The 22,231-nt window shown below is 74.2% G+C and carries 19 protein-coding genes; 14 read left to right on the top strand and 5 right to left on the bottom strand.

Going from position 1 to position 22,231, the window contains the following annotated elements; translation table 11 throughout:
* The first annotated feature begins 89 nt into the window (after positions 1-89).
* Genes RI578_RS08025 through RI578_RS08015 form a run of 3 tightly spaced genes read left to right on the top strand, consistent with a single transcriptional unit; the run spans position 90 to position 2,086 of the window.
* Complete coding sequence (locus RI578_RS08025) at positions 90-572, top strand: hypothetical protein (RefSeq protein WP_310870448.1); 483 nt, start codon at positions 90-92, stop codon at positions 570-572.
* A complete protein-coding gene (locus tag RI578_RS08020; RefSeq protein ID WP_310870447.1) occupies positions 569-1,357 on the top strand; it encodes an isocitrate lyase/phosphoenolpyruvate mutase family protein in 789 nt (262 codons plus the stop codon). Before RI578_RS08025 ends, RI578_RS08020 begins: the two co-directional genes overlap by 4 nt.
* 9 nt (positions 1,358-1,366) lie before the next feature.
* On the top strand, positions 1,367-2,086 hold the full coding sequence (locus RI578_RS08015) for a hypothetical protein (protein ID WP_310870446.1): 720 nt from the start codon (positions 1,367-1,369) through the stop codon (positions 2,084-2,086).
* Here the strand turns inward: RI578_RS08015 and RI578_RS08010 are convergent.
* Complete coding sequence (locus RI578_RS08010; protein WP_310870445.1) at positions 2,080-2,670, bottom strand: TetR-like C-terminal domain-containing protein; 591 nt, start codon at positions 2,668-2,670, stop codon at positions 2,080-2,082. The genes RI578_RS08015 and RI578_RS08010 overlap by 7 nt on opposite strands.
* Positions 2,671-2,821: 151 nt before the next feature.
* Here RI578_RS08010 and RI578_RS08005 point away from each other — a divergent pair, with 151 nt between their 5' ends.
* From RI578_RS08005 to RI578_RS07995, 3 genes are all read left to right on the top strand, one after another.
* Positions 2,822-4,540 (top strand): PHP domain-containing protein, encoded by a 1,719-nt coding sequence (locus RI578_RS08005; protein ID WP_310870444.1) that lies wholly within the window; start codon positions 2,822-2,824, stop codon positions 4,538-4,540.
* On the top strand, positions 4,537-5,070 hold the full coding sequence (locus RI578_RS08000) for a hypothetical protein (RefSeq protein WP_310870443.1): 534 nt from the start codon (positions 4,537-4,539) through the stop codon (positions 5,068-5,070). Before RI578_RS08005 ends, RI578_RS08000 begins: the two co-directional genes overlap by 4 nt.
* Before the next feature lie 97 nt (positions 5,071-5,167).
* Entirely contained in the window at positions 5,168-6,433 is a 1,266-nt protein-coding gene (locus RI578_RS07995; protein WP_310870442.1) for an MFS transporter, read from the top strand.
* Between the two features lie 3 nt (positions 6,434-6,436).
* Here the strand turns inward: RI578_RS07995 and RI578_RS07990 are convergent, their stop codons facing one another.
* The gene (locus tag RI578_RS07990; protein ID WP_310870441.1) at positions 6,437-7,693 is read right to left on the bottom strand and encodes an FAD-binding protein; all 1,257 of its coding nucleotides are present in this window, start codon (positions 7,691-7,693) and stop codon (positions 6,437-6,439) included.
* A gap of 106 nt (positions 7,694-7,799) precedes the next feature.
* On the opposite strand from RI578_RS07990, the gene RI578_RS07985 reads away from it, so the two are divergent.
* From RI578_RS07985 to RI578_RS07965, 5 genes are all read left to right on the top strand, one after another.
* Positions 7,800-9,119: a radical SAM protein gene (locus RI578_RS07985; protein WP_310870440.1), complete on the top strand. Its 1,320-nt coding sequence runs from the start codon at positions 7,800-7,802 to the stop codon at positions 9,117-9,119.
* Positions 9,120-9,344: 225 nt separating this feature from the next.
* Positions 9,345-10,892, top strand: a complete 1,548-nt coding sequence (locus RI578_RS07980) for a cellulose binding domain-containing protein (RefSeq protein WP_310870439.1) — start codon at positions 9,345-9,347, stop codon at positions 10,890-10,892.
* Positions 10,893-11,132: 240 nt separating this feature from the next.
* Complete coding sequence (gene rsgA / locus RI578_RS07975; protein ID WP_310870438.1) at positions 11,133-12,251, top strand: ribosome small subunit-dependent GTPase A; 1,119 nt, start codon at positions 11,133-11,135, stop codon at positions 12,249-12,251.
* Between the two features lie 34 nt (positions 12,252-12,285).
* Positions 12,286-13,767 carry a DNA-3-methyladenine glycosylase 2 family protein gene (locus tag RI578_RS07970; protein ID WP_399059676.1) on the top strand — a complete coding sequence of 494 codons (1,482 nt, stop codon included), beginning with the start codon at positions 12,286-12,288 and terminating at the stop codon, positions 13,765-13,767.
* Positions 13,764-14,285: a methylated-DNA--[protein]-cysteine S-methyltransferase gene (locus RI578_RS07965; RefSeq protein ID WP_310870437.1), complete on the top strand. Its 522-nt coding sequence runs from the start codon at positions 13,764-13,766 to the stop codon at positions 14,283-14,285. The genes RI578_RS07970 and RI578_RS07965 overlap by 4 nt, the downstream gene beginning before the upstream one ends.
* 195 nt (positions 14,286-14,480) lie before the next feature.
* Here RI578_RS07965 and RI578_RS07960 read toward each other — a convergent pair whose 3' ends face one another.
* Both RI578_RS07960 and RI578_RS07955 read right to left on the bottom strand, forming a co-directional pair.
* Positions 14,481-14,963 (bottom strand): DUF456 domain-containing protein, encoded by a 483-nt coding sequence (locus tag RI578_RS07960; protein WP_310870436.1) that lies wholly within the window; start codon positions 14,961-14,963, stop codon positions 14,481-14,483.
* A 103-nt stretch (positions 14,964-15,066) separates the two neighbouring features.
* Complete coding sequence (locus tag RI578_RS07955) at positions 15,067-16,050, bottom strand: helix-turn-helix domain-containing protein (RefSeq protein ID WP_310875701.1); 984 nt, start codon at positions 16,048-16,050, stop codon at positions 15,067-15,069.
* Positions 16,051-17,021: 971 nt separating this feature from the next.
* On the opposite strand from RI578_RS07955, the gene RI578_RS07950 reads away from it, so the two are divergent.
* The 3 genes from RI578_RS07950 to RI578_RS07940 all read left to right on the top strand — a co-directional run bounded on the left by RI578_RS07950 (position 17,022) and on the right by RI578_RS07940 (position 21,003).
* A complete protein-coding gene (locus tag RI578_RS07950; protein ID WP_310870435.1) occupies positions 17,022-18,719 on the top strand; it encodes a protein phosphatase 2C domain-containing protein in 1,698 nt (565 codons plus the stop codon).
* 28 nt (positions 18,720-18,747) lie between these two features.
* Positions 18,748-20,490, top strand: coding sequence for a pyruvate dehydrogenase (locus RI578_RS07945; RefSeq protein WP_310870434.1), 1,743 nt, complete (start codon positions 18,748-18,750; stop codon positions 20,488-20,490).
* Between the two features lie 114 nt (positions 20,491-20,604).
* Positions 20,605-21,003, top strand: coding sequence for an ATP-binding protein (locus RI578_RS07940; protein ID WP_310875700.1), 399 nt, complete (start codon positions 20,605-20,607; stop codon positions 21,001-21,003).
* A gap of 33 nt (positions 21,004-21,036) precedes the next feature.
* Here RI578_RS07940 and RI578_RS07935 read toward each other — a convergent pair whose 3' ends face one another.
* Positions 21,037-22,095 (bottom strand): DUF2637 domain-containing protein, encoded by a 1,059-nt coding sequence (locus tag RI578_RS07935; protein ID WP_310870433.1) that lies wholly within the window; start codon positions 22,093-22,095, stop codon positions 21,037-21,039.
* Between the last annotated feature and the right edge of the window lie 136 nt (positions 22,096-22,231).

Genomic DNA, 22,231 nt, shown 5'->3' with positions numbered 1-22,231 from the left:
GTGACGCCGGGGTGACCGTCCAGATACCCGCCCGAAGGCCGGGAACACTTCGGCCGGCACCGAACCAACCGGCCCGTAGCGTGCGGGACATGAGCGACACGAACACCGTCACGGCCACCCCTGCCACCGCCCTCACGCCCGCCGACGCCGTCACCGGCATGGTCGACCACGTCCTGGCCCTGGCCGCCACCTGGACCCGCTGGGACGGGCGGCCCGCGCACGTCGACGACCGCGTCTACACCCCGCACAAGGCGATCCGGCGCGTCGCCGACCACATGGTCGACCATCTCGCGGAGCTGGAGGCGCGGTTGGCCGGAGAGGAGACGCAGCCCGACCACTGGCACGCCTCCATGGTCACCACGGACGCGGACCGCGCCCCCTTCACACAGGAGGACCTCGACGAGGCCCGCAGCCGCCTCACCCGGCTCGCCCGGATCTGGGCCAACCGCCTCGACGCGCTCACCGGCGAGCAGCTCGACCACTCGCCCGCCGAGGGCTGGAGCTTCCGTGAACTCGCCGTGCACCTCACGGAGTCCGCGTACTACGCCGACGCGGTGGGTGACCTGTCGTGACCGCCTTCGCCGACCTCCACCGTGCCGGTGAGCCCCTGCTGCTGCCCTGCGCCTGGGACCACGCCTCCGCGTTCGCCCTCGCCGGGCAGGGCTTCCGGGCGGTCGGCACGACCAGCCTGGGTGTCGCGGCGGCGGGCGGGCTGCCCGACGGGGCGTCGGTGACCCGCGACGAGACGCTGCGGCTGGCCCTCGCCCTGGGGTCGGGGCCGTTCCTGCTGTCCGTCGACGCGGAGGACGGCTTCAGCGACGACCCCGACGAGGTGGGGGAGTTCGCGCGGCAGCTGGCGGCGGTCGGAGCCGCCGGCATCAACCTGGAGGACACCCTGGGCCCCGCCGGCCGGCACGCGGCCAAGATCGCCGCGGTCAGGTCGGCGGCTCCCGGCCTGTTCGTCAACGCCCGTACGGACACGTACTGGCTCGGGGACCACGACGGTGACGGAGAGAGCCGCGTCGCCGAGACGATGCGGCGCCTCGACGCCTACCGGGAGGCCGGCGCGGACGGCGTCTTCGTCCCCGGCCTCACCGACCCCGGCCGGATCGCGGCCCTCGTCGCCCACTTCGACGTCCCGCTCAACATCCTCTACTCGCCCACCGGTCCGTCCCTCCCGCACCTCGCCGACCTCGGCGTGGGCCGGGTCAGCCTCGGCTCGCTGCTGTACCGGCGGGCACTGGGCGCGGCCCTGGAGACGGCGGCCGACATCGGCGCGGGCCGTGAAGTGCGGGGCGCGGCACCGGCGTACGACGAGGTGCGGGCGCTGAGCGGGGGGCCCGCGGACCCCGGATAGGGTCGGGGCATGTCGAACGAGTATCCAGCCGCACCGGGTTCCGACGGGCGGCCCACCGCCGACGGGCAGCCCACCGGGCACCAGGGCGGCCCGTACGGTCCTCCGCCGGGGGCCACTCCGCCGGGCGCCCACCCCGCACCGCCCGTCCCCGGCACGCAGGGAGGATTCGGCGCTCCCGGCGGATACGCCGCCCCCGCCGGGCACGGCGGCCAGGCCGGCTACGCCGCCCCGGCCGGGTACGGCGCCCCGGGCTCCTACGGTGCGCCCGGCGGCTACGGCGCCCCCGGCGCGTACGGCGGCGCTCCCGGCGGGTACCCGGGCGCCCCGTACCCCTACGCCCCCGTGCCGCCGCCGACCATGCCGGGCAGTGTGCGCGCCGCGCAGATCCTGATCTGGGTGATGGCGGGGCTGGTGATGCTGGTCGTGGTCATCTGGGGAGCCGGTGTCGGCGCGGAGGACGCGGGCCGGCTCTTCGCCACGAACCTGATGGGATGGGTGCTGTTCGTCCTCGCCTTCAGGTACGGCACGGGCGGCAACGGTGTGCGGGTCGCGTCCATCGTGCTGGCGAGCGTGCAGATCGTGATGTCGCTGGGCGGGATCGCCCAGGGGAACGGGGGCGGAGGCCTCCCGCTGTTCGGCGCGATCGCCATCGTGGTCCTGCTCAACCAGAGTGCCGCGGCGCAGTGGTTCAAGCGCCCGCGCGCGGGCGGACTGCCGTACGGTCAGTGACCGCGGGAGCCGTCCGGCTCCCGGGGCCAGTTCGCCAGCGCCACGTGCAGCGCGTCGACCGCCTTGTCCCAGGACGCCTGTACGTCGCGCGGGGCGCCGAAGCCGCCGGCGGCCTCCAGGGCGCAGTAGCCGTGGAAGGTGCTGCGCAGCAGGCGTACCGCGTCGGTGAGGTCGGGTTCGGCCAGGCCGTAGGCGCGGAGCATGCCGTAGGTGATCTCGGCGGTGCGGCGCAGGGCGGGGGAGTCGGCGACGAGGGACTGGTCGACGCGGATCTGGGTCGCGGCGTAGCGGCCGGGGTGGCGCAGGGCGTACGCCCGGTACGCGCCCGCGAAGGCGGCCAGCGCCTCCTTCCCGGCCCGGCCGGCCACCGCCGCCGCGATCTCGTCGATCAGCTCGCCGCCGGCCAGCAGCGCGACCCGGACGCGCAGGTCCTGGAGGTTCCTGACGTGCGTGTAGAGGCTGGCGTCCTTCACCCCGAAGTGCCGGGCGAGCGCGGAGACGGTGACGCTCTCGAACCCGGTCGCGTCGGCGAGGTCGGCGGCGGCCGCGACGACGCGGTCGGTTGTAAGACCCGCTCGGGGCATGGGCCACCTTCCCGGCTTCCTAGGGCTCCTAGGTTTCATGCTAGGGCAGGCCGGGCGGCAGTCGCGGCTCACCTCTGAGTCGTTAAACGTTCATCTTCTGCCTCGATTCTCCTCACAGCCGCGCACGGCGGCGGTATCCAGGAGGATCTTCATGGGGCACGGACACGGGCACGCGCACGGCCATCACCACCACGGACACGCACACACCCACGACCACGACCACGAGGCCGCGCAGCCCCTGCCCGCCGCCTTCGACACCAGCGTCCCCGACGAGGCCCTGAGCCCCGAACAGCAGTCGCGCCGCGGCCTGCTGCGCCGCGCGGGCCTGCTCGGCGCCGGACTCGCCGCCGGCACCGTCCTCGCCCAGACCGCGACCGCCGCACCCGCCCAGGCAGTGGGCAACGGCCGCCGCAAGAAGGGCTTCCTCTGGCTGGCCGGCGACCACCACATCCACACCCAGTACAGCAGCGACGGCAAGTACCGCGTCGTCGACCAGGTCCGCCAGGGCGCCCGGCACGGCATGGACTGGCTGGTCATCACCGACCACGGCAGCGTCACCCACGCCAAGATCGGTGTGGAGAAGGTCAACCCGGACATCCGCGAGGCCCGCGACGCCCACGAGGACACCCTCGTCTTCCAGGGCCTGGAGTGGAACATCCCGGCCGCCGAGCACGGCACCGTCTTCGTCCACCCCGGCCGCCACGAGGTCTCCGTCCTCAAGCAGTTCGAGACCGACTACGACGGCGGCGTCAAGGGCGCCGGCGACTCCACGCCCGCCAACGAGGCCCTCGCCGTCGCCGGCCTCTCCTTCCTCGCCGACCAGGTCAAGCGGCGCAAGGTCAAGGACGCCCTGATGCTCGCCAACCACCCGGCGCGCAAGGGCATCGACTCCCCGCACGAGATCCGCGCCTGGCGCGACGCCACCTCCCGCCACCACCAGATCGCCGTCGGCTTCGAGGGCGCCCCCGGCCACCAGGCGGCCGGCCTCCCGAAGCCGCTCGGCATGGGCCGCGCCCGCGGCATCTACGACGGCAGCCCCGGCGCCAACTCCTTCCCCGGCTACCCGCTGGAGAGCTACCGCACCTGGGGCGGCTTCGACTGGATGACCGCCACCGTCGGCGGCCTGTGGGACAGCCTCATCGCCGAGGGCCGCCCCTGGTGGATCACCGCCAACTCCGACTCCCACCAGGTGTACGCCGACACCGCCGCCCGCGGCGGCGGCGACTTCAACGCCAACGGCCGCTACGACGACCCCGTCTACGCCGGACAGATCGACGTCACCCAGGGCGACTTCTGGCCCGGCCAGTACAGCCGCACCCACGTCGGCTCCGACGGCTTCTCCTACGGCGCCGTCATGGACGGCATCCGCGCCGGACGCATCTGGGTCGACCACGGGCAGCTCATCAGCGGACTCGACGTCCGCGTCTCCGGCGGCGGCCGCTGGGCCACCCTCGGCGGCGCCCTGCACGTCCGCAAGGGCACGCGGGTCACCCTGTCGATGGACGTGGCCCTGGCCGGCGGCCCCAACTGGGCCGGGTTCACCCCGAAGCTGGCCCGGGTCGACGTCATCCAGGGCGACGTGACCGGCACGGTCGCCGACCAGGACACCTTCACCGCGCCGACCGCCCGCGTCGTCAAGTCGTACGAGGTGAACAAGGACACCGGCACCGTCCGGCTCACCTACGACCTCGGCCGCGTCGACCACCCCGTCTACCTCCGCACCCGCGGCACCGACGGCAACCGGTCCGCCGTCGGCGCCCTGGGCGCCAAGGTCGACCCGGCAGGCCCCGCCATCGACGTCGTCGGCGACGCCGACCCGTGGCGCGACCTGTGGTTCTACTCCAACCCGGTGTGGATCCTGCCGTCGTGACGCCGCCCTCCGCGCCGTACGCCATCGGCATCGACACCGACGCGACGACGCTGCGCGAGGCCGATCACCTGCTCCAGGCGCTCGCCGCCGAACTCGACCTTCCCGAGGGCGTCTTCGGCTGCACGCACCTGGTGCGGGACGGCCGTCCGCGCGTCGCCCTGTCGCTCGCGGCGGAGACCGCGGCGGCGGAGCCGGTCCTGCGCACCGCCCGGGACCGGCTCACCGCCCAGGGGTACGAGGTCCGCGACGGCGCCCCGGACGAGGTCGGCCGCGCCGTCCTCTACCCGGGCGCGGGCGCCCTCACCGGCACGCTGACGCTCGCGGAGCTGCTCGCCCGCTCCGCGATCGACCGGGTGACGGTACTGGGCACGCCGGACGAACCGGCCCCGGACGCCCGGCTGGTCACCCGGGACCACGTCCGCCCCCAATGGCAGCACGGCCGCCTCGTCCTGGCCGCCATGCCCGCCGCGGGCGGCACCCTGGTGCCGTTCGAGGACCCCGACCCGACGCCGTGCTGCGCGGACCACTGACCCGTCCGTAAGGTGGTCGCCGACCGGACAGGGGCGGGGCGGGGGAGGCGACCGGCATGCGAGGGCCGCTAGGGCGACGACGGACGGCGACGACCCGATGACCCACGAGGCACGGGACACCGGACGCGCCGCCGGCCGTTCCCCGAAGGAACCGCGCCCCCTGTGGCGGCAACGGGACTTCGGCGTCTTCTGGGCCGCGCAGACCCTCTCCGTCCTCGGTGACTCCTTCGCCCTGATCGCCCTGCCCCTGCTGGTGCTGGAGGCCACGGGTTCGATCGCGCGGATGGGGCTGCTGACGGCCGTCGGCGGCGCGGCCGCGGTCCTGGCGGCCGTGTTCGCCGGGGCCGTGGTCGACCGGGTGGACCGCCGCAGGCTGCTCATCGGCTGCGACCTCGTGCGGATGGCCGTCTACGGGCTGGTGCCCGTCGTCTGGCTGTTCGGCCCGCAGATCTGGCTGCTCTACGTCGTGCTGCCGCTGTGCGAGGCCGTCGGCATGCTGTTCGCCGTCGGCTACGTCACCGTCGTGCGCAGCCTGGTCGGCACCGAACAGCTCACCGAGGCCAACGGACGCCTCAACGCCACCGCCGCCGCGGCCGGCGTGCTGGGACCGCTGTGCGCGGGAGTGGTCGCCGGCTGGTCGGGACCGGCGACCGCCATCGGCGTGGACGCGGCCAGCTTCGGCGTCTCGGCCGCCTGCGTCGTCTTCGTCCGCTTCCGTTCCCGCCCCGCCGACGACGCCCCGGCCACCGGGAAGCGGCCCGGCCTGTGGCAGGACCTGCGCACCGGAGTCGCCTTCCTGTACGGGCATCCGGTGCTGCGCTCGCTCACCGTGCTGCTGTGCGGGTTCAGTTTCCTCACCCTCGGCCTGAACGACCTGGTCATCTACCACCTCAAGCACGACCTGGGCCGCGACGACGGCACGGTCGGCACCGTCATGGCGATCGGCGCGCTGGGCACCATCACCGGGGCGCTGCTGGTGGCACGCGCGCGCCGCGTGCTCGGCTTCGGCCGGACCTGGACCGGAGCGGTCGCGGTGTGCGGGCTGGCCTTCGCCGGTCTCGGCTGGGTGAGCGAGGTGCCCGCCGTCGCCGTGCTGAGCGCCGTCTTCCTCGCCTGCGTCGGCATGGCGGGCACCTGCTCGATGTCCCTGCGCCAGGAGGTGACCCCGGAGCACCTGCTCGGCCGGGTCACCTCCGCCTTCTGGACCCTTCAGTACTCGGTGGCACCCATCGGCGCGGCCGTGCTCACCTGGGCGGCGGAGCGGCGCGGCACCACGCCGGTCGCCCTGGCGGCCGGCGCGTGCTGCGTACTCATCGCGGTCGCCGCGCTGTTCACCCCGATCCGCCGGGCGGGCCGCGCTTGATCCTCAGCCCGCCAGCACCCCGCGCACGAACGCGTTGGTGAACTTCCCCGCCGGATCCAGCGCCTCGGTCAGCGCCCGGAAGTCGGCCAGCCGCGGGTAGAGCGCGCGCAGTTCGCCCGCCGGCGTCGTGAACACCTTCCCCCAGTGCGGCCGGGCCGCGAACGGGGCCAGCGCCTCCTCCAGCCGCCGCACCACCGGCAGCACCGCCGCCGTGTCCTCGACCCAGGTGAAGTGCGCGGCCACGGTGTCCCGCCCGTATGCCGGGCTCAGCCACTGCCCGTCGGCGGCGACCGTGCGCACCTCGCAGGTCTGCAGCACCGGCGCGACGGTCTCCCGTATCGCGTCCATCGCGCGCAGGGCGCCCAGGGCGTGCTCGCGCGGCATCAGGTACTCCGACTGGAGCTCGGCGCCGCTGCTGGGCGTGAACTCGGCACGGAAGTGCGGCAGCCGCTCGTGCCAGGGCCCAGGCACCCCGAACTGCTCGGTGCAGTTCACGGCGGGCATGCCCGGCACCGGATGCATCTTCTCGGCGGCCGGGGCGGCGTACGGGAAGTCGGGCAGCGGCTGGTCGGTGCGCCGTTTCAGCCACACCTGCCGGAAGCCGGGGGCCCGCCAGTCGGTGAAGAGGCTCACGCTGTACGCCGCCGCCATCACCGTGTCGAACGTCGCCGCGTCCAGTCCGGCGAGCGGCAGCTCGGTGAAGACGTGTTGCTCGACCTCGTAGGCCGGCTCCAGGTCGAGGGTGAGCGCGGTCACGACACCCAGCGCGCCGAGCGAGGTCACCGCCCCGCCGAACCGCTCGTCGCCCCGGGCGACGGTCACCGTGGAGCCGTCCGCGGTGACCAGCTCCACCTCGCGCACCACCGACGCCAGCGAGCCGTTGCCCACCCCCGAACCGTGCGTGCCGGTCGCCACCGACCCGGCGACCGAGATGTGCGGCAGCGACGCCATGTTCGGCAGCGCCAGCCCCCGCCCGTGCACCAGCCGGGCCAGCTCCGCGTACCGGACGCCGCCGCCCACCCGCACCGTACGGGCCGCCGTGTCGACGTCCACCTCGGCCGGGAGCGCGGCCAGCGACAGCAGTACGCCCTCGGGGCCCGGCTCGGCGATCTCGTTGAAGGAGTGCCCGCTGCCCAGCACCCGCACCCGCGCGCTGTCCGCCACCAGGGCCCGCAGCGCGTCCAGTGAGTGCGGCCGCAGCAGCTCCTTGGCCGTGTAGGTGATGTTGCCGGCCCAATTGGTCACGGTGATGTCGGTCATACCGCGGAAACCTACCCGGCGCGCCTGGAAGGGGCCCCGGGCGGGAAGCCGCACCGGCGGGGGCATACCGTGAGAAGTCGAACGCCTGAGCCGGGAGGAGACACGGATGGGCAGCCGCACCGCGCTGGTCGAGGATCTTATGGAGCGCTTTCCGCATGTGCCGCGGGAAGCCGTCTTCAAGGAGGACCTGCTCCGCGGCGGGGTGGCCTTCGACCCCTCCGCACTCAGTGACAACGAGGACGGCGAGGTCAAGCCGAAGTCGTACTTCATCTTCTCCTTCGACCACGGCACCCTGCCGGAGCTGGGCGAGGCCGCGCTGCGCCGCCCGCCCGAGGAGATCATCCTCACCGGCGGCCCCTACGACCTGCGCCGCACCGTCGTCTCGGTCCGCGTGAACCCGGCCTCCCCCTACCGGGTCGCCGCGGACGAGCACGGACAGCTCGGTCTCTACCTGGACGGCAAGCGGATCTCCGACGTCGGCGTGCCGCCCATGCCGGAGTACTACCGCCACAAGCTCGCCAACGGGAAGTCGGTCATGGAGGTGGCCCCGACCATCCAGTGGGGCTACCTGATCTACCTGACCGCCTTCCGGGTCTGCCAGTACTTCGGCGCCAAGGAGGAGTGCCAGTACTGCGACATCAACCACAACTGGCGCCAGCACAAGGCGGCGGGCCGCCCGTACACGGGCGTGAAGGACGTCGACGAGGTCCTCGAAGCACTGGACATCATCAACACCTACGACACGGCCAAGACGTCCACCGCCTACACCCTCACCGGCGGCGCCATCACGTCGAAGGTCCAGGGCCTGGACGAGGCGGACTTCTACGGGCGCTACGCCAAGGCCATCGAGGAGCACTTCCCCGGCCGATGGATCGGCAAGGTCGTCGCCCAGGCCCTGCCCAAGGACGACGTCCAGCGCTTCAAGGACTACGGCGTCCAGATCTACCACCCCAACTACGAGGTGTGGGACGAGTACCTGTTCAAGATGTACTGCCCCGGCAAGGAGCGGTACGTCGGCCGCGACGAGTGGCACAAGCGCATCCTGGACTCCACCGACGTCTTCGGCGCGCGCAACGTCATCCCGAACTTCGTCGCGGGCGTCGAGATGGCCGAGCCCTTCGGCTTCAAGACGGTCGACGAGGCCATCGCCTCCACCACCGAGGGCCTGCGCTTCTTCATGTCGCACGGCATCACGCCCCGCTTCACCACCTGGTGCCCCGAGCCCACCACCCCGCTCGGCAAGGCAAACCCGCAGGGCGCGCCGCTGGAGTACCACATCCGGCTGCTGGAGGCCTACCGCGCCACGATGGACGAGTTCGGCCTGTCCTCGCCCCCCGGCTACGGCCTGCCCGGCGCCGGCCGCGCGGTCTTCTCGGTCAGCTCCTTCATGGACAGCCTGCCGGAGGACGAACCCGTCGAGGTGTGAGCCGCGAGTTGAGACGTCCCGGCCCGGCTTCCGTACGACTCCTGCGGGGGCCGGGCGGCTCCGGGCCGGCGGTCCGCGCACCTCGGGCGCCGCTTGTGAACACGGCGCTTGTCAGTTGTGCCGGAGACGTGCGAAGCTCTGCGCCTGCCGTGCGGCCCTGCCCCAACTCCATCGCCGGTGCGGTGAGTTGGCCTCGCCCGTGGACGCAGTGGATGCAGGAGTCCGATGCCCGACCTGCCGAGCCCCCAGGACGCCGCCGAGACCGCGCTGCTCGACGAGTGCTGGGACACGGTGCTCTCCTACGCCGACCTGTGCACCGCCGGCTCGGAGGCCGCCGTCCGGCTCGCCACCGAGGCGTTCGCCCACGGCATGCGCGAGGTCCGCGCCGCCGACGCGGCCGAGGCGCGCAGCACCGCCCGCCGCCCGTCCCGACTGCCCCGCATCCCGCTGCTCCTGACCGCCGTACGCACCACCGCGGCCGCCTGGGAGGACGACGGGCGGGGTCACGAACTCGACGCCGAACTGCGGCTCTGGCTGGGCTCCGACCGGGCCGCCCGCTACGCCGGACCGCCGCCGCGCCGCCCGCTCGCGCTGCGCGGCCTCAAGGACATGCAGGCACCGGACGCGGAACTGCTGTGGCTGGCCGACGTGGAGGCCCTGCCGCTGCCCGTGGTGGCCCGCCGGCTCGGCCTCGACCCGGCCACCGCGTCCGACGAACTCGCCCAGGTGCGCGAACTGTTCCGGGACCGCTGCCGCCGGGGCCACCTCGACGCGCCGCCGGACGCGCGGTGCCGCGGCTACGCCCGGCTGCTGGACGCGGTGACCAGGTCGCCCGCCGCCGACACCCCCGAAGACCTCTCCCGCCACCTCGCCACCTGCCCCGACTGCGCCGAGGCCGCCGCCTGTCTGCGCCCGCACGGCGGCGGCCTGCCCGCGGCCCTCGCCGCCGGCGTCATCGGCTGGGGCGGCCTCGCCTACCTGGAACGCCGCCGCCGCGCCGCCGAAGTACGCCTCGGCGCCGGGCGCCCCGCACCGGCCGACGACGACCTCGTCGACGAGCCGCGGGACGGCGGCCACAAGGCACGCGTCGTCCGCGGCAGCCTCCTCGCCACCGCCGTCCTGGTCTCGCTGCTGGCGCTCACCGTCTCCCTGATGCCCTTCGGCGACACCACCGAGGACACCGCGGCGCCCACCGACACCGTGGACCGCCGCCCGCCCGCCGCCCCAAACCGCGCACAGCCGACGGACGCACAGCCGACGGCGGACGCACAGCCGTCGCCGGACGCGTCACGGCCACCCGCCGACAGCACCGTCCCCGCAGCCGGCAGGACCCCGGAGCGAAAGGACCCCGGCCCACCCGACCCGGAACCCCAGGGCACCGCCACGCCCACCGCGAGCACCGAGGCCCCGCCGGGCCGCGACCGGCACCCCGCCCCGGACCCCGGCACGGCCGCCCCCGCCACGTGCCGCGTCCGCTACGACCTCGTCAACCAGTGGCCCGACGGCTTCCAGGCCACCGTCACCGTCACCACCCGCAGCGCCCTCGACTCCTGGCACGTCGCCTGGACCTTCCCCGACGGCCAGCGGATCGGCCAGATGTGGGATGCGGACCACTCCCGGAGCGGCCCCCGGGTCACCGCCACCGCCACCGCCTACAACGGCTCGGTCCCCGCGGGCGGCCGCATCGCCTTCGGCTTCCTCGCCTCCTGGCGCGGCAAGAACTCCCCGCCGGACGACTTCACACTGAACGGCGGGACGTGCGAACGGGCCTGACGCCCCGGGCCCGGAAAAAGGCGTTGACGCACCGCGGTACCGACGGGCTACTGTGGCGGCACGTCACGCGGTGATCGCCGCGGGGTGAAGAACGCAGGAGTGAGGAGGTGTCGACCGATGGCTGTCGTTGCGAAGGGCGCTGCCCGCATCCAGGAATCCATCAAGTCCACCTCCGTGGCCACCGGCTGACCTCAGCCCTCCTGAGTCCTCCGCCGGGGCCGCCCCCCGAAGGGTCACCCCTTGTCTTCCACGTCTTCGACGTCTTCCACATCTCTCTTCACCGCTCACTCCGCGCTGACTCCCCACGGCTGGGACGAGGACTGGGCCGACGCGTTCGCCCCGTACGCCGCCGAAGGGCTGCTGCCCGGCCGCGTGATCCGGGTCGACCGCGGACAGTGCGACGTCGTCACCGCCCACGGGGTCCTGCGGGCCGACACCGCCTTCGTCACCCCGCACGACCCCCTGCGCGTCGTCTGCACCGGCGACTGGGTCGCCGTCGAACCGGACGGCAACCCGCGCTACGTACGGACGTATCTGCCGCGCCGTACGGCCTTCGTGCGCTCCACCTCCTCCAAGCGGTCCGAGGGGCAGATCCTCGCGGCCAACGTCGACCACGCGATCGTCGCCGTGTCGCTCGCGGCCGAGCTCGACCTCGCCCGGATCGAGCGGTTCCTCGCGCTCGCCTGGGAGTCCGGGGCGCAGCCCCTGGTGGTGCTCACCAAGGCCGACCTCGTTCCCGACCCGGTGACCCTGGGCCACCTCGTCCAGGACGTGGAGACCACCGCCCCCGGCGTGCCGGTGCTGTCCGTCAGTGCCGAGCAGGGGGAAGGGCTCGACGTCCTCGCCGCCGTCGTCGCCGGCGGTACGGCGGTGCTGCTCGGGCAGTCCGGCGCGGGCAAGTCCACCCTCGCCAACGCACTGCTCGGCGAGGACGTGATGGACGTCCAGGCCATCCGGGACGTCGACGGCAAGGGACGGCACACCACCACCACCCGCAACCTCCTCGTCATGCCCGGCGGGGGAGTGCTGATCGACACCCCCGGGCTGCGGGGCGTCGGGCTCTGGGACGCGAGCAGCGGGGTCGGCCAGGTGTTCGCCGAGATCGAGGAACTGGGCCGTGACTGCCGGTTCCACGACTGCGCCCACGAGAGCGAGCCGGGCTGCGCCGTCCTGGCCGCCCTGGACACCGGCGAGCTGCCCCAGCGGCGGCTGGAGAGCTACCGCAAGCTCATGCGGGAGAACCAGCGCATCGTCGCCAAGACCGACGCCCGGGTGCGCGCCGAGATCCGCAAGGAGTGGAAGCGCCGGGGCGCCATCGGCAAGGCGGCGATGGAGGCCAAGCGGGGCCGCGTGCGGTAGCCGCCACGGCCCCTGCCGCCGCCCCGCCAACGCCATGTCCGATTTCCGCCAGCCCGGTACCCCGGTCTGGCGGAGACTGGAGGGCGTGACGGTGAACGGGACGAAGACCGCGGAGCACCTGACGGACGAGGACAGCAGGTACGAGGCCGTACGCAGCCGGGACGGCCGGTTCGACGGCGCGTTCTTCTTCGCCGTCGAGACGACCGGCATCTACTGCCGGCCCAGCTGCCCGGCGGTCACGCCGAAGCGGCGCAACGTACGGTTCTTCGCGACGGCCGCCGCCGCGCAGGGCTCGGGATTCCGGGCCTGCCGGCGGTGCCGTCCCGACGCCGTGCCCGGCTCGGCGGACTGGAACGTCCGCGCCGACGTCGTCGGCCGGGCCATGCGGCTCATCGGCGACGGCGTCGTCGACCGCGAGGGCGTCGCCGGACTCGCCGGCCGGCTCGGCTACAGCGCCCGCCAGGTGCAGCGGCAACTCACCGCCGAGCTGGGCGCCGGACCGGTGGCCCTGGCCCGCGCCCAGCGGGCGCACACCGCGCGCGTCCTGCTGCAGACCACCGGCCTGCCGGTCACGGAGATCGCCTTCGCGTCGGGGTTCGCCAGCGTGCGCCAGTTCAACGACACGATCCGGGCCGTGTACGCGGCCACCCCGAGCGGGCTGCGCGCCGCCGCCCCCGCACGTGACCGGGCGGCCTCCCGGCGCGCGGCCACCCCCTCCGCCGGCATCCCCCTGCGGCTCGCCCACCGCGGCCCCTACCAGGCCGGCCCCGTCTTCGACCTGCTCCAGCGGGAGGCCGTCGCGGGAGTCGAGGAGGTCAGCGGCGTGCCGGGCCGCCGCCTCTACCGGCGCACCCTGCGCCTGCCGTACGGCACCGGGATCGTCGCCGTCGACGAACGGCCGGGCCTGCCCGGGACGGGCAGCGGCGGCTGGCTCGACGCCCGCCTCCACCTGACCGACCTCCGCGACCTGACCACGTCCGTACAGCGGCTGCGGCGGCTGTTCGACCTCGACGCCGACCCGTACGCCGTGGACGAACGGCTCGGCGCCGACCCCCGCCTCGCCCCGCTGGTCGCCGCCCGCCCGGGGCTCCGCTCACCGGGCGCCGCCGACCCCGACGAACTCGCCGTACGGGCCCTGGTGGGGCGGGAGGAGGCCGAGCGGCTGGTCCAGCGGTACGGCAAGACGCTGGACGCGCCCTGCGGCACCCTCACCCACCTCTTCCCCGAACCGGCCGTCCTCGCCGGGGCCGAGCCGGACGGCACCCCGGGGGCGCTCGCCGCCGCGCTCGCCGACGGCGCCGTACGCCTGGACCCGGGCGCCGACCGGGACGACGCCGAGCACGCCCTGCTCGCCGTGCCCGGCGTGGACGCCCGTACCGCCGCCGTGGTCCGCACCCGCGCCCTCGGCGACCCGGACGTCGCACCGCCGGACCACGCCGTCCCCGACACCTGGCGCCCCTGGCGCTCGTACGCCCTGAACCACCTGCGCGCAGCGGGAGAATGGGAACACCGATGACGACCACCAGCATGACCACCACCATGACCACGACGTACTGGACCGAGACCGACAGCCCCGTCGGCACACTGCTCCTCACCGCCGACCAGGGCGGGACGCTCACCTCCCTGTCCGTGCCCGGACAGAAGGGCGGCCGGAGCGTCCAGGAGGGCTGGCGGCACGACGCCGGGCCGTTCCGCGCGGCCGAGGAGCAGCTCGCCGCCTACTTCGCCGGGGAGCTGAAGGAGTTCCGGCTGCCGCTGTGCGCCGAGGGCACCGCCTTCCGGGAGCGCGTGTGGGCCGCCCTGGACGACGTGCCCTACGGGGCGACCACCACGTACGGCGAGATCGCCGCCCGCATCGGGGCCTCCCGGCCCGCGGTACGCGCCGTCGGCGGCGCGATCGGCGCCAACCCGCTGCTGATCCTGCGCCCCTGCCACCGGGTCATCGGCTCCGACGGCTCCCTGACGGGCTACGCGGGCGGCCTGGAACGCAAGACGGCGCTGCTCACCCTGGAGGGCACTGCGCCGGCCCGCTAGGGCCTGTCTGACAATTCCCGCCTGCCTCGCGACGCCATGCACGCACTCTCGCCGCACCGGGCGCAGAGCCGAGTACATCCAGTACGAGGCTCTACGCCCGGCACTCCCCCAGCCTCCGGCCGGGGGACCCCCAGAGCACGCACCTGACGCCGCGAGGCCGCCCTCCGGGCGACGACGGGAATTGTCAGACAGGCCCTAGCCCGCCAGTACCGCGCCCAGCCAGGCCCCGGTGATCAGCAGGCAGGCGAACAGCTCCGTCAGCACACTGGAACCGCCCGAGCGCATCGCCGTGCGCAGCGCCGCCATCGCCTCGCCGTGCCGGCCGAGCCGCAGCCGTTCGGCGAGGTAGATGCCGCCCATGAAGCCGGGTATCGCGCCGAGCACCGGGACCAGGACGAAGCCGAGGAACGCACCCGCGCCCGCGTACGCCGTGACGCGGCGGGTGGCGTCGTCCGCGCGCAGCCGCCGGGGCGGCAGTGCCCAGCGCACCGCCTGGGACAGGAGGAGGACGACCGTGGCGCCGACGAGCACGGCCCACGAGAGGGGCTGCGGATCCTTCAGCGCCCACCACAGGACCCCGGCCCACACCAGCCACGACCCGGGCATGCCGGGGAGCAGTACTCCGCACAGCCCGAGCAGGATGACCAGGCCGGACAGCAGGAGGTCCCACGCTCCCATCTGTCCAGGGTGCAGCAGCCGGGCGCGGTCCGCAGATGTCGGTCGGAGCGGGCGGAGTGGGCGGGGGCGGCCGGGGACCGGGGGTCTAGGGCCGGGGGCCGGTTCAGCGTTTCCGGGCCACCCAGTCCCGCTCGTACGCGTGCCAGCCCAGCTGGAGCCGGGTCGTGACCCCCGTCAGCTCCATCAGGCGCTTCACCCGCCGCTGTACGGTCCGCAGACCCAGGTCGAGCTGTTTGGCGACGCTCGCGTCGGTCAGGCCGGCCAGCAGCAGGGAGAGGATCTCCAGGTCGGTGGCGTCGGGCCCGTCCGGGCCGTGCTCGCTCACGCCGGCGGCGCCGAGCCGCAGCGGCAGCGCGTCCCGCCAGACCGACTCGAACAGGCCCGACAGCAGTTCCAGCAGGCCGCTGGCGTGCACGACCAGCGCGGCCGGCTCCGAGGAACGCGCCGTGAGCGGCACCAGGGCCAGGGCCCGGTCGGCGATCACCAGCTTGGTCGGCACCCGGTCCACCACCCTCACCTGCTCGTCGCGGCCCAGCGCGGCGGTCAGTTCGGTGATGCCGGTGGGCAGGTCCAGTACCGACCGCTCGACCACCACCCGGTACCCGACCCCGCGTCCGGCTGCCTGCTCCTCCGCGTCGTTCTCCATGCCGGTGACGGCGACGGGGTTGCCGGTGACCAGCGCGCACACCTCGTCGCTCGCCCCCAGCTGGAGCTGCAGGAAGCGCTGGGCGACCGCCGAGGCGCCGGTCACCACCTCCACCAGGTCGTGCACGGCGGGCTCGGCCGCCGCCGCCCGGTACTCCTCGGCCAGCAGCGCCGCCGCCAGCTCCGCCTTCTCCAGCTCGTGCCGCTGCTGGGTGAGCAGCGCGCCCAGCGCCACCCCCGGCGGCGCGGCGACCCAGCGGCCGGGCCGGGCCGACGACTGGGCCGCGAGCCCGTTCTGTTCCAGCCGGCGCAGCGCGTGCTCCGTGTCCCGCTCGCCGAGCGCCAGCCGCCGGGCCAGATCGGGCACGTCCGCCGCGCCCAAGGACACCAGTGCCCGGTACGCCGACTCGTGCGTGTTCTCCAGCCCCAGCACTCCCAGCATCAGGCGTTGCCCCTCCCCGAGAACAAACCTCACCACCACAACGTGCGGAGCGTCCGTGGCGGGAAACGGCCACGGCGCAAACCCGCCTCCGGACATCATCGCCGTACCGCCGGTCACTCTGCCAAGGTGGCGTCGCCGAGCGGTTCTCCCGTGGGGGGTGGGACCGCTCGGCCACCCCACCTCGCAACACGTGTTCGACACGTCCCCCGACACGCCGTCCGGCGCGGTGCCGGTCCGCCGGAATTTCCGGATGCCCCGTTTTCATACGGCTCCGTCGGTGGACAATCAGGAGCATGAGTCAGCAGGGGGGAACACCCACCGGTCGTGACGACGACTGGTGGGGGCAGCTGTACGACGACTCCACCGGCGACACCGGCCCCACGGCCGCGCCCGATTCCCTGGACGACCGCTTCGCCTCCGCGGCGGGAACGGTGGGCAGCCGCCCGGATCACGACACCAGGGTCACCACGAAACCGCCCTCGCCCGCGGCCGATCCCGCCCGGGCGGCGGGGGCCTCGCCCTCGCCTGTGGCAGATCCCGTCGGGGCGGCGGGGGCCTCGCCCTCGCCTGTGGCAGATCCCGTCGGGGCGGCGGGGGCCTCGCCCTCGCCTGTGGCAGATCCCGTCGGGGCGGCGGGGGCCTCGCCCTCGCCTGTGGCAGATCCCGTCGGGGCGGCGGGGGCCTCGCCCTCGCCTGCGGCAGATCCCGTCCGGGCGGCGGATGATCCGCCCTCACCCGCGGCAGGCCCCGTGCGGGCGGCGGATGACCCGCACCCGCCCCCGGCAGGCCGCCCCTGGTCCGGGGGAGGCCGGACCCCGCCTGCGGCGCCGCACCCTTCCGCCGAGCGGAATCCCTCTCCCGCCGCGGACCGGCCCCTCTGGTGGGCAGCCGCCGAGCCACCGAACATCCCCGCTCCCCGCACCGCGCCGCCAGCCCCGCCGCAGCCCGGAGCCTCGCCGTCCGTCCCGCCGGTGACCGGCCCGCGGGAGTCCGGCCCCGCGCCGTCCGCCCCGCCGCAGCCCGGCGCCCCTCCGCCCGTTTCGCCGGTGCTCGGCCCGCTGGAATCCGGTCCCGTGCCGTCCGCCCCGCGGGAGTCCGGCCCCGCGCCGTCCGCCCCGCCGCAGCCCGGCGCCCCTCCGCCCGTTTCGCCGGTGCCCGGCCCGCTGGAATCCGGTCCCGTGCCGTCCGCCCCGCGGGAGTCCGGCCCCGCGCCGTCCGCCCCGCCGCAGCCCGGCGCCCCTCCGCCCGTTTCGCCGGTGCTCGGCCCGCTGGAGTCCGGCCCCGTGCCGTCCGTCCCGCCGGTGACCGGTCTCCCGCCGTCCGTCCCGCGGGAGCCCGGCCTTCCGCCGTCTGCCGCGCCGCAGCCCGGCCGCGCGCCGTCCGCCCCACCGCAGCCTGACCCCCCGCAGTCCGCCCCGCCCCAGCCCGCGCGCCGACCAGGACCGTACGGGCGTACCACCTCGGGGACCGGTCCCGCCGACCTCACGGAACCCCCCGACCCGACCCTCCCGGCCGCCCGGTCGGCCCCGGGCACACCCCCGCCTCCGCCTCGGACCGCTCCGGGCCTGCCCCCGCTTCCGCCTCGGACCGCTCCGGGCCTGCCCCCGCTTCCGCCACCGTTCCTCCCCTCGCAACCTCCGGAGTCCCTGCCGACGCCGTTCCGGGACGGCGTCGGCGAGGGGTCGTCGGCCGCAGGTGACTTCGTCGGCTCCGGGCCGCCCACCTATGACGCCGAGCCCACCGCGCTGCCGTCGGCGGACCCCGACGGGCTCGACGGGCTGGTGGCGGACACGGTGCTGGAGGGTGCCCGGTACGGGACCTGCACGCTGCGGGCCGTATCCGTGCGGGGGGACTCCGCGCGGTACCGGGGCGACCCGCGTCGCGACGCGCTGCTCGTGGCGCGCTTCGGCGCGGGGGAGCAGGCACTGGTCCTGGTGGCGATGGCGACCGGCGCCCGTGCGACCGCCGGGGCGCACCGTGCCGCCGCCGAGGTGTGCCAGTGGATCGGCCGGGCCGTGGGACGCAGTCACGCCCGGCTGGCCGAGGATCTGCGGGCCGCCCGGCGCGGCGAGCTGAAGTCCGGGCTGCACCGCCTCACCGACCGCAGCCTCGGCAGGCTCCGGGCCGGCGCCGCCGAGCAGGGTCTGGCCCCGGACGAGTACGCGGCCACCCTGCGCTGTCTGCTGCTGCCCGCCGACCCCGAGTGCCGTACGCGGGTCTTCTTCGGCGCCGGCGCGGGCGGACTGCTCCGGCTGCGGGACGGCGCCTGGCAGGACATGGAGCCGGGGGTCGGCGAAGTGGCCGGCGAGCCCGTCGTCGGGTTCGGCTCGACGCCCCGGGCGAAGCCGGGCGGGACGCCGGACCAGACCTCCGGGGGCGACCGGCTCACCATGGACCTGGGCATCACCGCACCATCCGGACCGTACGACGGACCGCCCGCCGAGCCCTTCCGCTTCCGGGCCTCCATAGCCCGCCCGGGTGATGTGCTGCTGATGTGCACCGCGGGCCTCGCCGAACCCCTGCTGAACGAACCCGAGCTGGGTGAACTCCTCGCGCGGCGATGGGCCGGCCGCACCCCGCCCGGTCTCGCCGAGTTCCTCACCGACAGCCGGGTCCGGGTCAAGGGTTACGCCGATGACCGTACGGCCGCCGCCGTTTGGGAGGCGTGACGCCGCTCGCTGTGCCATAGCTGGAGCCATGGCCAAACAGAACGTCGCGGAACAGTTCGTCGACATCCTCACCCGCGCCGGAGTCAAACGCCTCTACGGAGTCGTCGGCGACAGCCTCAACCCGGTCGTGGACGCCGTGCGCCGCCACTCCGGCATCGAGTGGGTGCACGTCCGGCACGAGGAGACCGCCGCCTTCGCCGCCGGGGCGGAGGCCCAGATCACCGGGAAGCTGACCGCGTGCGCCGGCTCCTGCGGCCCCGGGAACCTCCACCTCATCAACGGCCTCTACGACGCCCACCGCTCGATGGCGCCCGTCCTCGCCCTCGCCTCGCAGATCCCGTCCAGCGAGATCGGCCTCGGCTTCTTCCAGGAGACCCACCCCGACCAGCTCTTCCGCGAGTGCAGCCACTACAGCGAGCTGATCTCCAGCCCGAAGCAGATGCCCCGGCTGCTCCAGACCGCCATCCAGCACGCCGTCGGTCAGGGCGGCGTCAGCGTCGTCTCCCTGCCCGGCGACATCGCGGACGAGCCCGCGCCGGAGAAGGCCGCCGAGACGGCCCTCGTCACCTCCCGGCCGACCGTCCGCCCCGGCGACGAGGAGATCGACCGGCTGGTGCGGATGATCGACGACGCCGACAAGGTCACCCTGTTCTGCGGCGCCGGCACGGCGGGCGCGCACGCGGAGGTGATGGAGTTCGCCGGGAAGATCAAGTCGCCGGTGGGCCACGCTCTGCGCGGCAAGGAGTGGATCCAGTACGACAATCTGTACGACGTCGGGATGAGCGGCCTGCTCGGGTACGGCGCCGCCTACGAGGCCACCCACGAGTGCGACCTGCTGATCCTGCTCGGCACGGACTTCCCGTACAACGCCTTCCTGCCCGACGACGTGAAGATCGCCCAGATCGACGTCCGGCCCGAGCATCTCGGCCGCCGTTCAAAACTCGACCTCGCGGTGTGGGGCGACGCGAAGGAGACCCTGCGCTGCCTGATCCCGCGGGTGAAGGAGAAGAAGAGCCGCCGCTTCCTCGACCGGATGCTGAAGAAGCACGCGGACGCGCTGGAGGGCGTCGTCAAGGCGTACACGCGCAAGGTCGACAAGCACGTCCCGATCCATCCCGAGTACGTCGCCGCCGTGCTCGACGAAATGGCCGACGACGACGCGGTGTTCACCGTCGACACCGGCATGTGCAACGTCTGGGCCGCCCGCTACATCTCACCCAACGGCCGTCGGCGCATCATCGGTTCCTTCTCGCACGGCTCGATGGCGAACGCCCTGCCGATGGCGATCGGCGCCCAGTTCACCGACCGGCACCGGCAGGTCGTCTCCATGTCCGGTGACGGCGGGTTCACCATGCTGATGGGCGACTTCCTCACCCTCGTCCAGCACGACCTGCCGGTGAAGGTCGTCCTCTTCAACAACTCCTCGCTCGGCATGGTCGAGTTGGAGATGCTGGTCGCGGGCCTGCCCTCGCACGGCGTGGCCAACGTCAACCCCGACTTCGCCGCCGTCGCCGAAGCCTGCGGTGCCTTCGGGGTGCGGGTGGAGAAGCCCAAGGAGCTGGCCGGGGCGCTGAAGGCCGCGTTCAAGCACAAGGGCCCTGCCCTCGTCGACATCGTCACCGACCCCAACGCCCTGTCCATCCCGCCGAAGATCAGCGCCGACATGGTCACCGGCTTCGCCCTGTCCGCCTCGAAGATCGTGCTGGACGGCGGTGTCGGACGCATGCTCCAGATGGCCCGCTCGAACCTGCGCAACGTGCCGCGACCGTGACCGGCGAGCGACCGTTCTGTAATCCACATGACTGGCGGGGGTCCGAACGGGCAAGGCTTCCCCGTGAACACGTTCGAACGGGAGGGAAGCGACATCAGCACGCGGACGGGGGACATGAAGGGACACACGGCACCACAGCTCAGGCGACGGCTGGGGCGGGCGGACCTGCGGGCGGTGCCCGAGGCCCGGCGCGCCCTGCGTGAGCTGCTGCGGCACTGGGGCGGGCCCGGAAGATCGGATGTCGCGGAGCTGCTCACCAGCGAGCTCGTCACCAACGCGCTCGTCCACACCGACGAAGGCGCCGTCCTGACCGCCACGGTCGGACCACGCGCGCTGCGGGTCGAGGTACGGGACTTCGTCGGCCGGCTGCCCCGGCCGCGCGCCCCGGAGGCGGAGGAGAGCACCAACGGCAGAGGCCTGGTCCTGGTGCAGTCCCTCGCCGACGACTGGGGCGTGCGCCCCTGCGAGGTGGGGAAGTCGGTCTGGTTCGAACTGGACGCCGAGGCCGTGTGAGGCGCCGGGAGCCCCCGGCGCCTCACACCTCGGCTAGCCGAACTGCTGCTCCAGATCCTTGAGCTTGCGCTCCAGGGAGTCCAGGCGCGGCAGGGCCTGGGTGTCGTCCTCCGCGGTGAGGTCGACCGTGACCTGGTCAGTTCCGTGGCGTACCGGCTGCAGGGAGGGCCGCCGGGCCGCGGGCAGGGGTTCCGGCGCGGATATGGCAGGCTCCGCGGTGGCGGCGCGCTCGGTGCCCCGCTCCACCTGCTGCACCTCGACCTCGACCGGCCGGCCGCCGCGACCGGGGAAGCCCCGGGGGCCGCCGTGGCCCCGGCTGATCGCCTTGAGCTGCGCCCGCTCCAGACGCTCCTGCTCGCGCCGGCGCTGCTTGGTCTCTTCCTTCTTGCGCATGTCGTCGCGCACCTCCTCGACGGCCTCGTCGAGGCTGCGCACGCCCTCCAGGAGCATCAGCGACCAGGCGCGGTACGTCTCCCGGGGCGCCCGCAGCCAGCGCACCATGCGGATCTGCGGGAGCGGGCGCGGCACCAGGCCCTGCTCGCGCAGGGCGGCCCGGCGGGTCTGCTTCAGGGCCCGGTCGAACAGCACCGCCGCCGACAGGGACATGCCCGCGAAGAAGTGCGGGGCACCCGCGTGACCGATGCCGCGGGGCGCGTGCACCCAGTTGAACCACGCCGCCGCGAACGCGAACGTCCACACGAGTATGCGGGAGCCGAGCGCCGCGTCACCGTGGCTGGCCTCGCGCACCGCGAGGACGGAGCAGAACATCGCCGCCCCGTCGAGGCCGAACGGGACCAGGTACTGCCAGCCGCCGCTCAGGCCGAGGTTCTGCTCGCCGAAGCCGACCAGACCGTGGAAGGAGAGCGCCGCGGCGACCGCGGCGCAGCAGAAGAGCAGGACATAGGAGAAGGTGCCGTAGAGGGCCTCCTTGCGCCTGCGGCGCTCCTCCATGCGCTCCCACGAGTCGTCAGCGCCCGCGTCCTTCCCCGAGGAACGCTTGCCGCGCGCGAGCACCGCCACCGCCGCCAGCATGCCCAGGAGCAGCACGGCGCCCGGAAGCAGCCAGTTCAGCGATATGTCGGTCAATCTCATCTGGGGGTCCCTTGCATTGGGATAGGGCGTAACGCCCGCCATGGTGGCCCAAACCCGGCGGCCCTCAGAGGGTTTCGGGGCAAGAGGCAGCCAAGGGAGTGCGAGGGGATGCCCAGGGCGGCGTTCTGCTCGAACT

The sequence above is a fragment of the Streptomyces sp. BB1-1-1 genome (assembly GCF_031597775.1).
GTDB lineage: Bacteria > Actinomycetota > Actinomycetes > Streptomycetales > Streptomycetaceae > Streptomyces > Streptomyces thinghirensis.
Note: the sequence above shows the minus strand (reverse complement) of the source record. Positions and strands in the feature narration are given on the sequence as shown.

What these genes read in the sequence shown, in the direction of transcription:
- RI578_RS08025 (WP_310870448.1), top strand. Translation starts at nt 90, where the DNA reads ATGAGCGACACGAACACCGTCACGGCCACCCCTGCCACCGCCCTCACG.
- RI578_RS08015 (WP_310870446.1), top strand. Translation starts at nt 1,367, where the DNA reads ATGTCGAACGAGTATCCAGCCGCACCGGGTTCCGACGGGCGGCCCACC.
- RI578_RS08010 (WP_310870445.1), bottom strand. Translation starts at nt 2,670, where the DNA reads ATGCCCCGAGCGGGTCTTACAACCGACCGCGTCGTCGCGGCCGCCGCC.
- RI578_RS08005 (WP_310870444.1), top strand. Translation starts at nt 2,822, where the DNA reads ATGGGGCACGGACACGGGCACGCGCACGGCCATCACCACCACGGACAC.
- RI578_RS07995 (WP_310870442.1), top strand. Translation starts at nt 5,168, where the DNA reads ATGACCCACGAGGCACGGGACACCGGACGCGCCGCCGGCCGTTCCCCG.
- RI578_RS07990 (WP_310870441.1), bottom strand. Translation starts at nt 7,693, where the DNA reads ATGACCGACATCACCGTGACCAATTGGGCCGGCAACATCACCTACACG.
- RI578_RS07985 (WP_310870440.1), top strand. Translation starts at nt 7,800, where the DNA reads ATGGGCAGCCGCACCGCGCTGGTCGAGGATCTTATGGAGCGCTTTCCG.
- RI578_RS07980 (WP_310870439.1), top strand. Translation starts at nt 9,345, where the DNA reads ATGCCCGACCTGCCGAGCCCCCAGGACGCCGCCGAGACCGCGCTGCTC.
- RI578_RS07970 (WP_399059676.1), top strand. Translation starts at nt 12,286, where the DNA reads ATGTCCGATTTCCGCCAGCCCGGTACCCCGGTCTGGCGGAGACTGGAG.
- RI578_RS07965 (WP_310870437.1), top strand. Translation starts at nt 13,764, where the DNA reads ATGACGACCACCAGCATGACCACCACCATGACCACGACGTACTGGACC.
- RI578_RS07960 (WP_310870436.1), bottom strand. Translation starts at nt 14,963, where the DNA reads ATGGGAGCGTGGGACCTCCTGCTGTCCGGCCTGGTCATCCTGCTCGGG.
- RI578_RS07955 (WP_310875701.1), bottom strand. Translation starts at nt 16,050, where the DNA reads ATGCTGGGAGTGCTGGGGCTGGAGAACACGCACGAGTCGGCGTACCGG.
- RI578_RS07945 (WP_310870434.1), top strand. Translation starts at nt 18,748, where the DNA reads ATGGCCAAACAGAACGTCGCGGAACAGTTCGTCGACATCCTCACCCGC.
- RI578_RS07940 (WP_310875700.1), top strand. Translation starts at nt 20,605, where the DNA reads ATGAAGGGACACACGGCACCACAGCTCAGGCGACGGCTGGGGCGGGCG.
- RI578_RS07935 (WP_310870433.1), bottom strand. Translation starts at nt 22,095, where the DNA reads ATGAGATTGACCGACATATCGCTGAACTGGCTGCTTCCGGGCGCCGTG.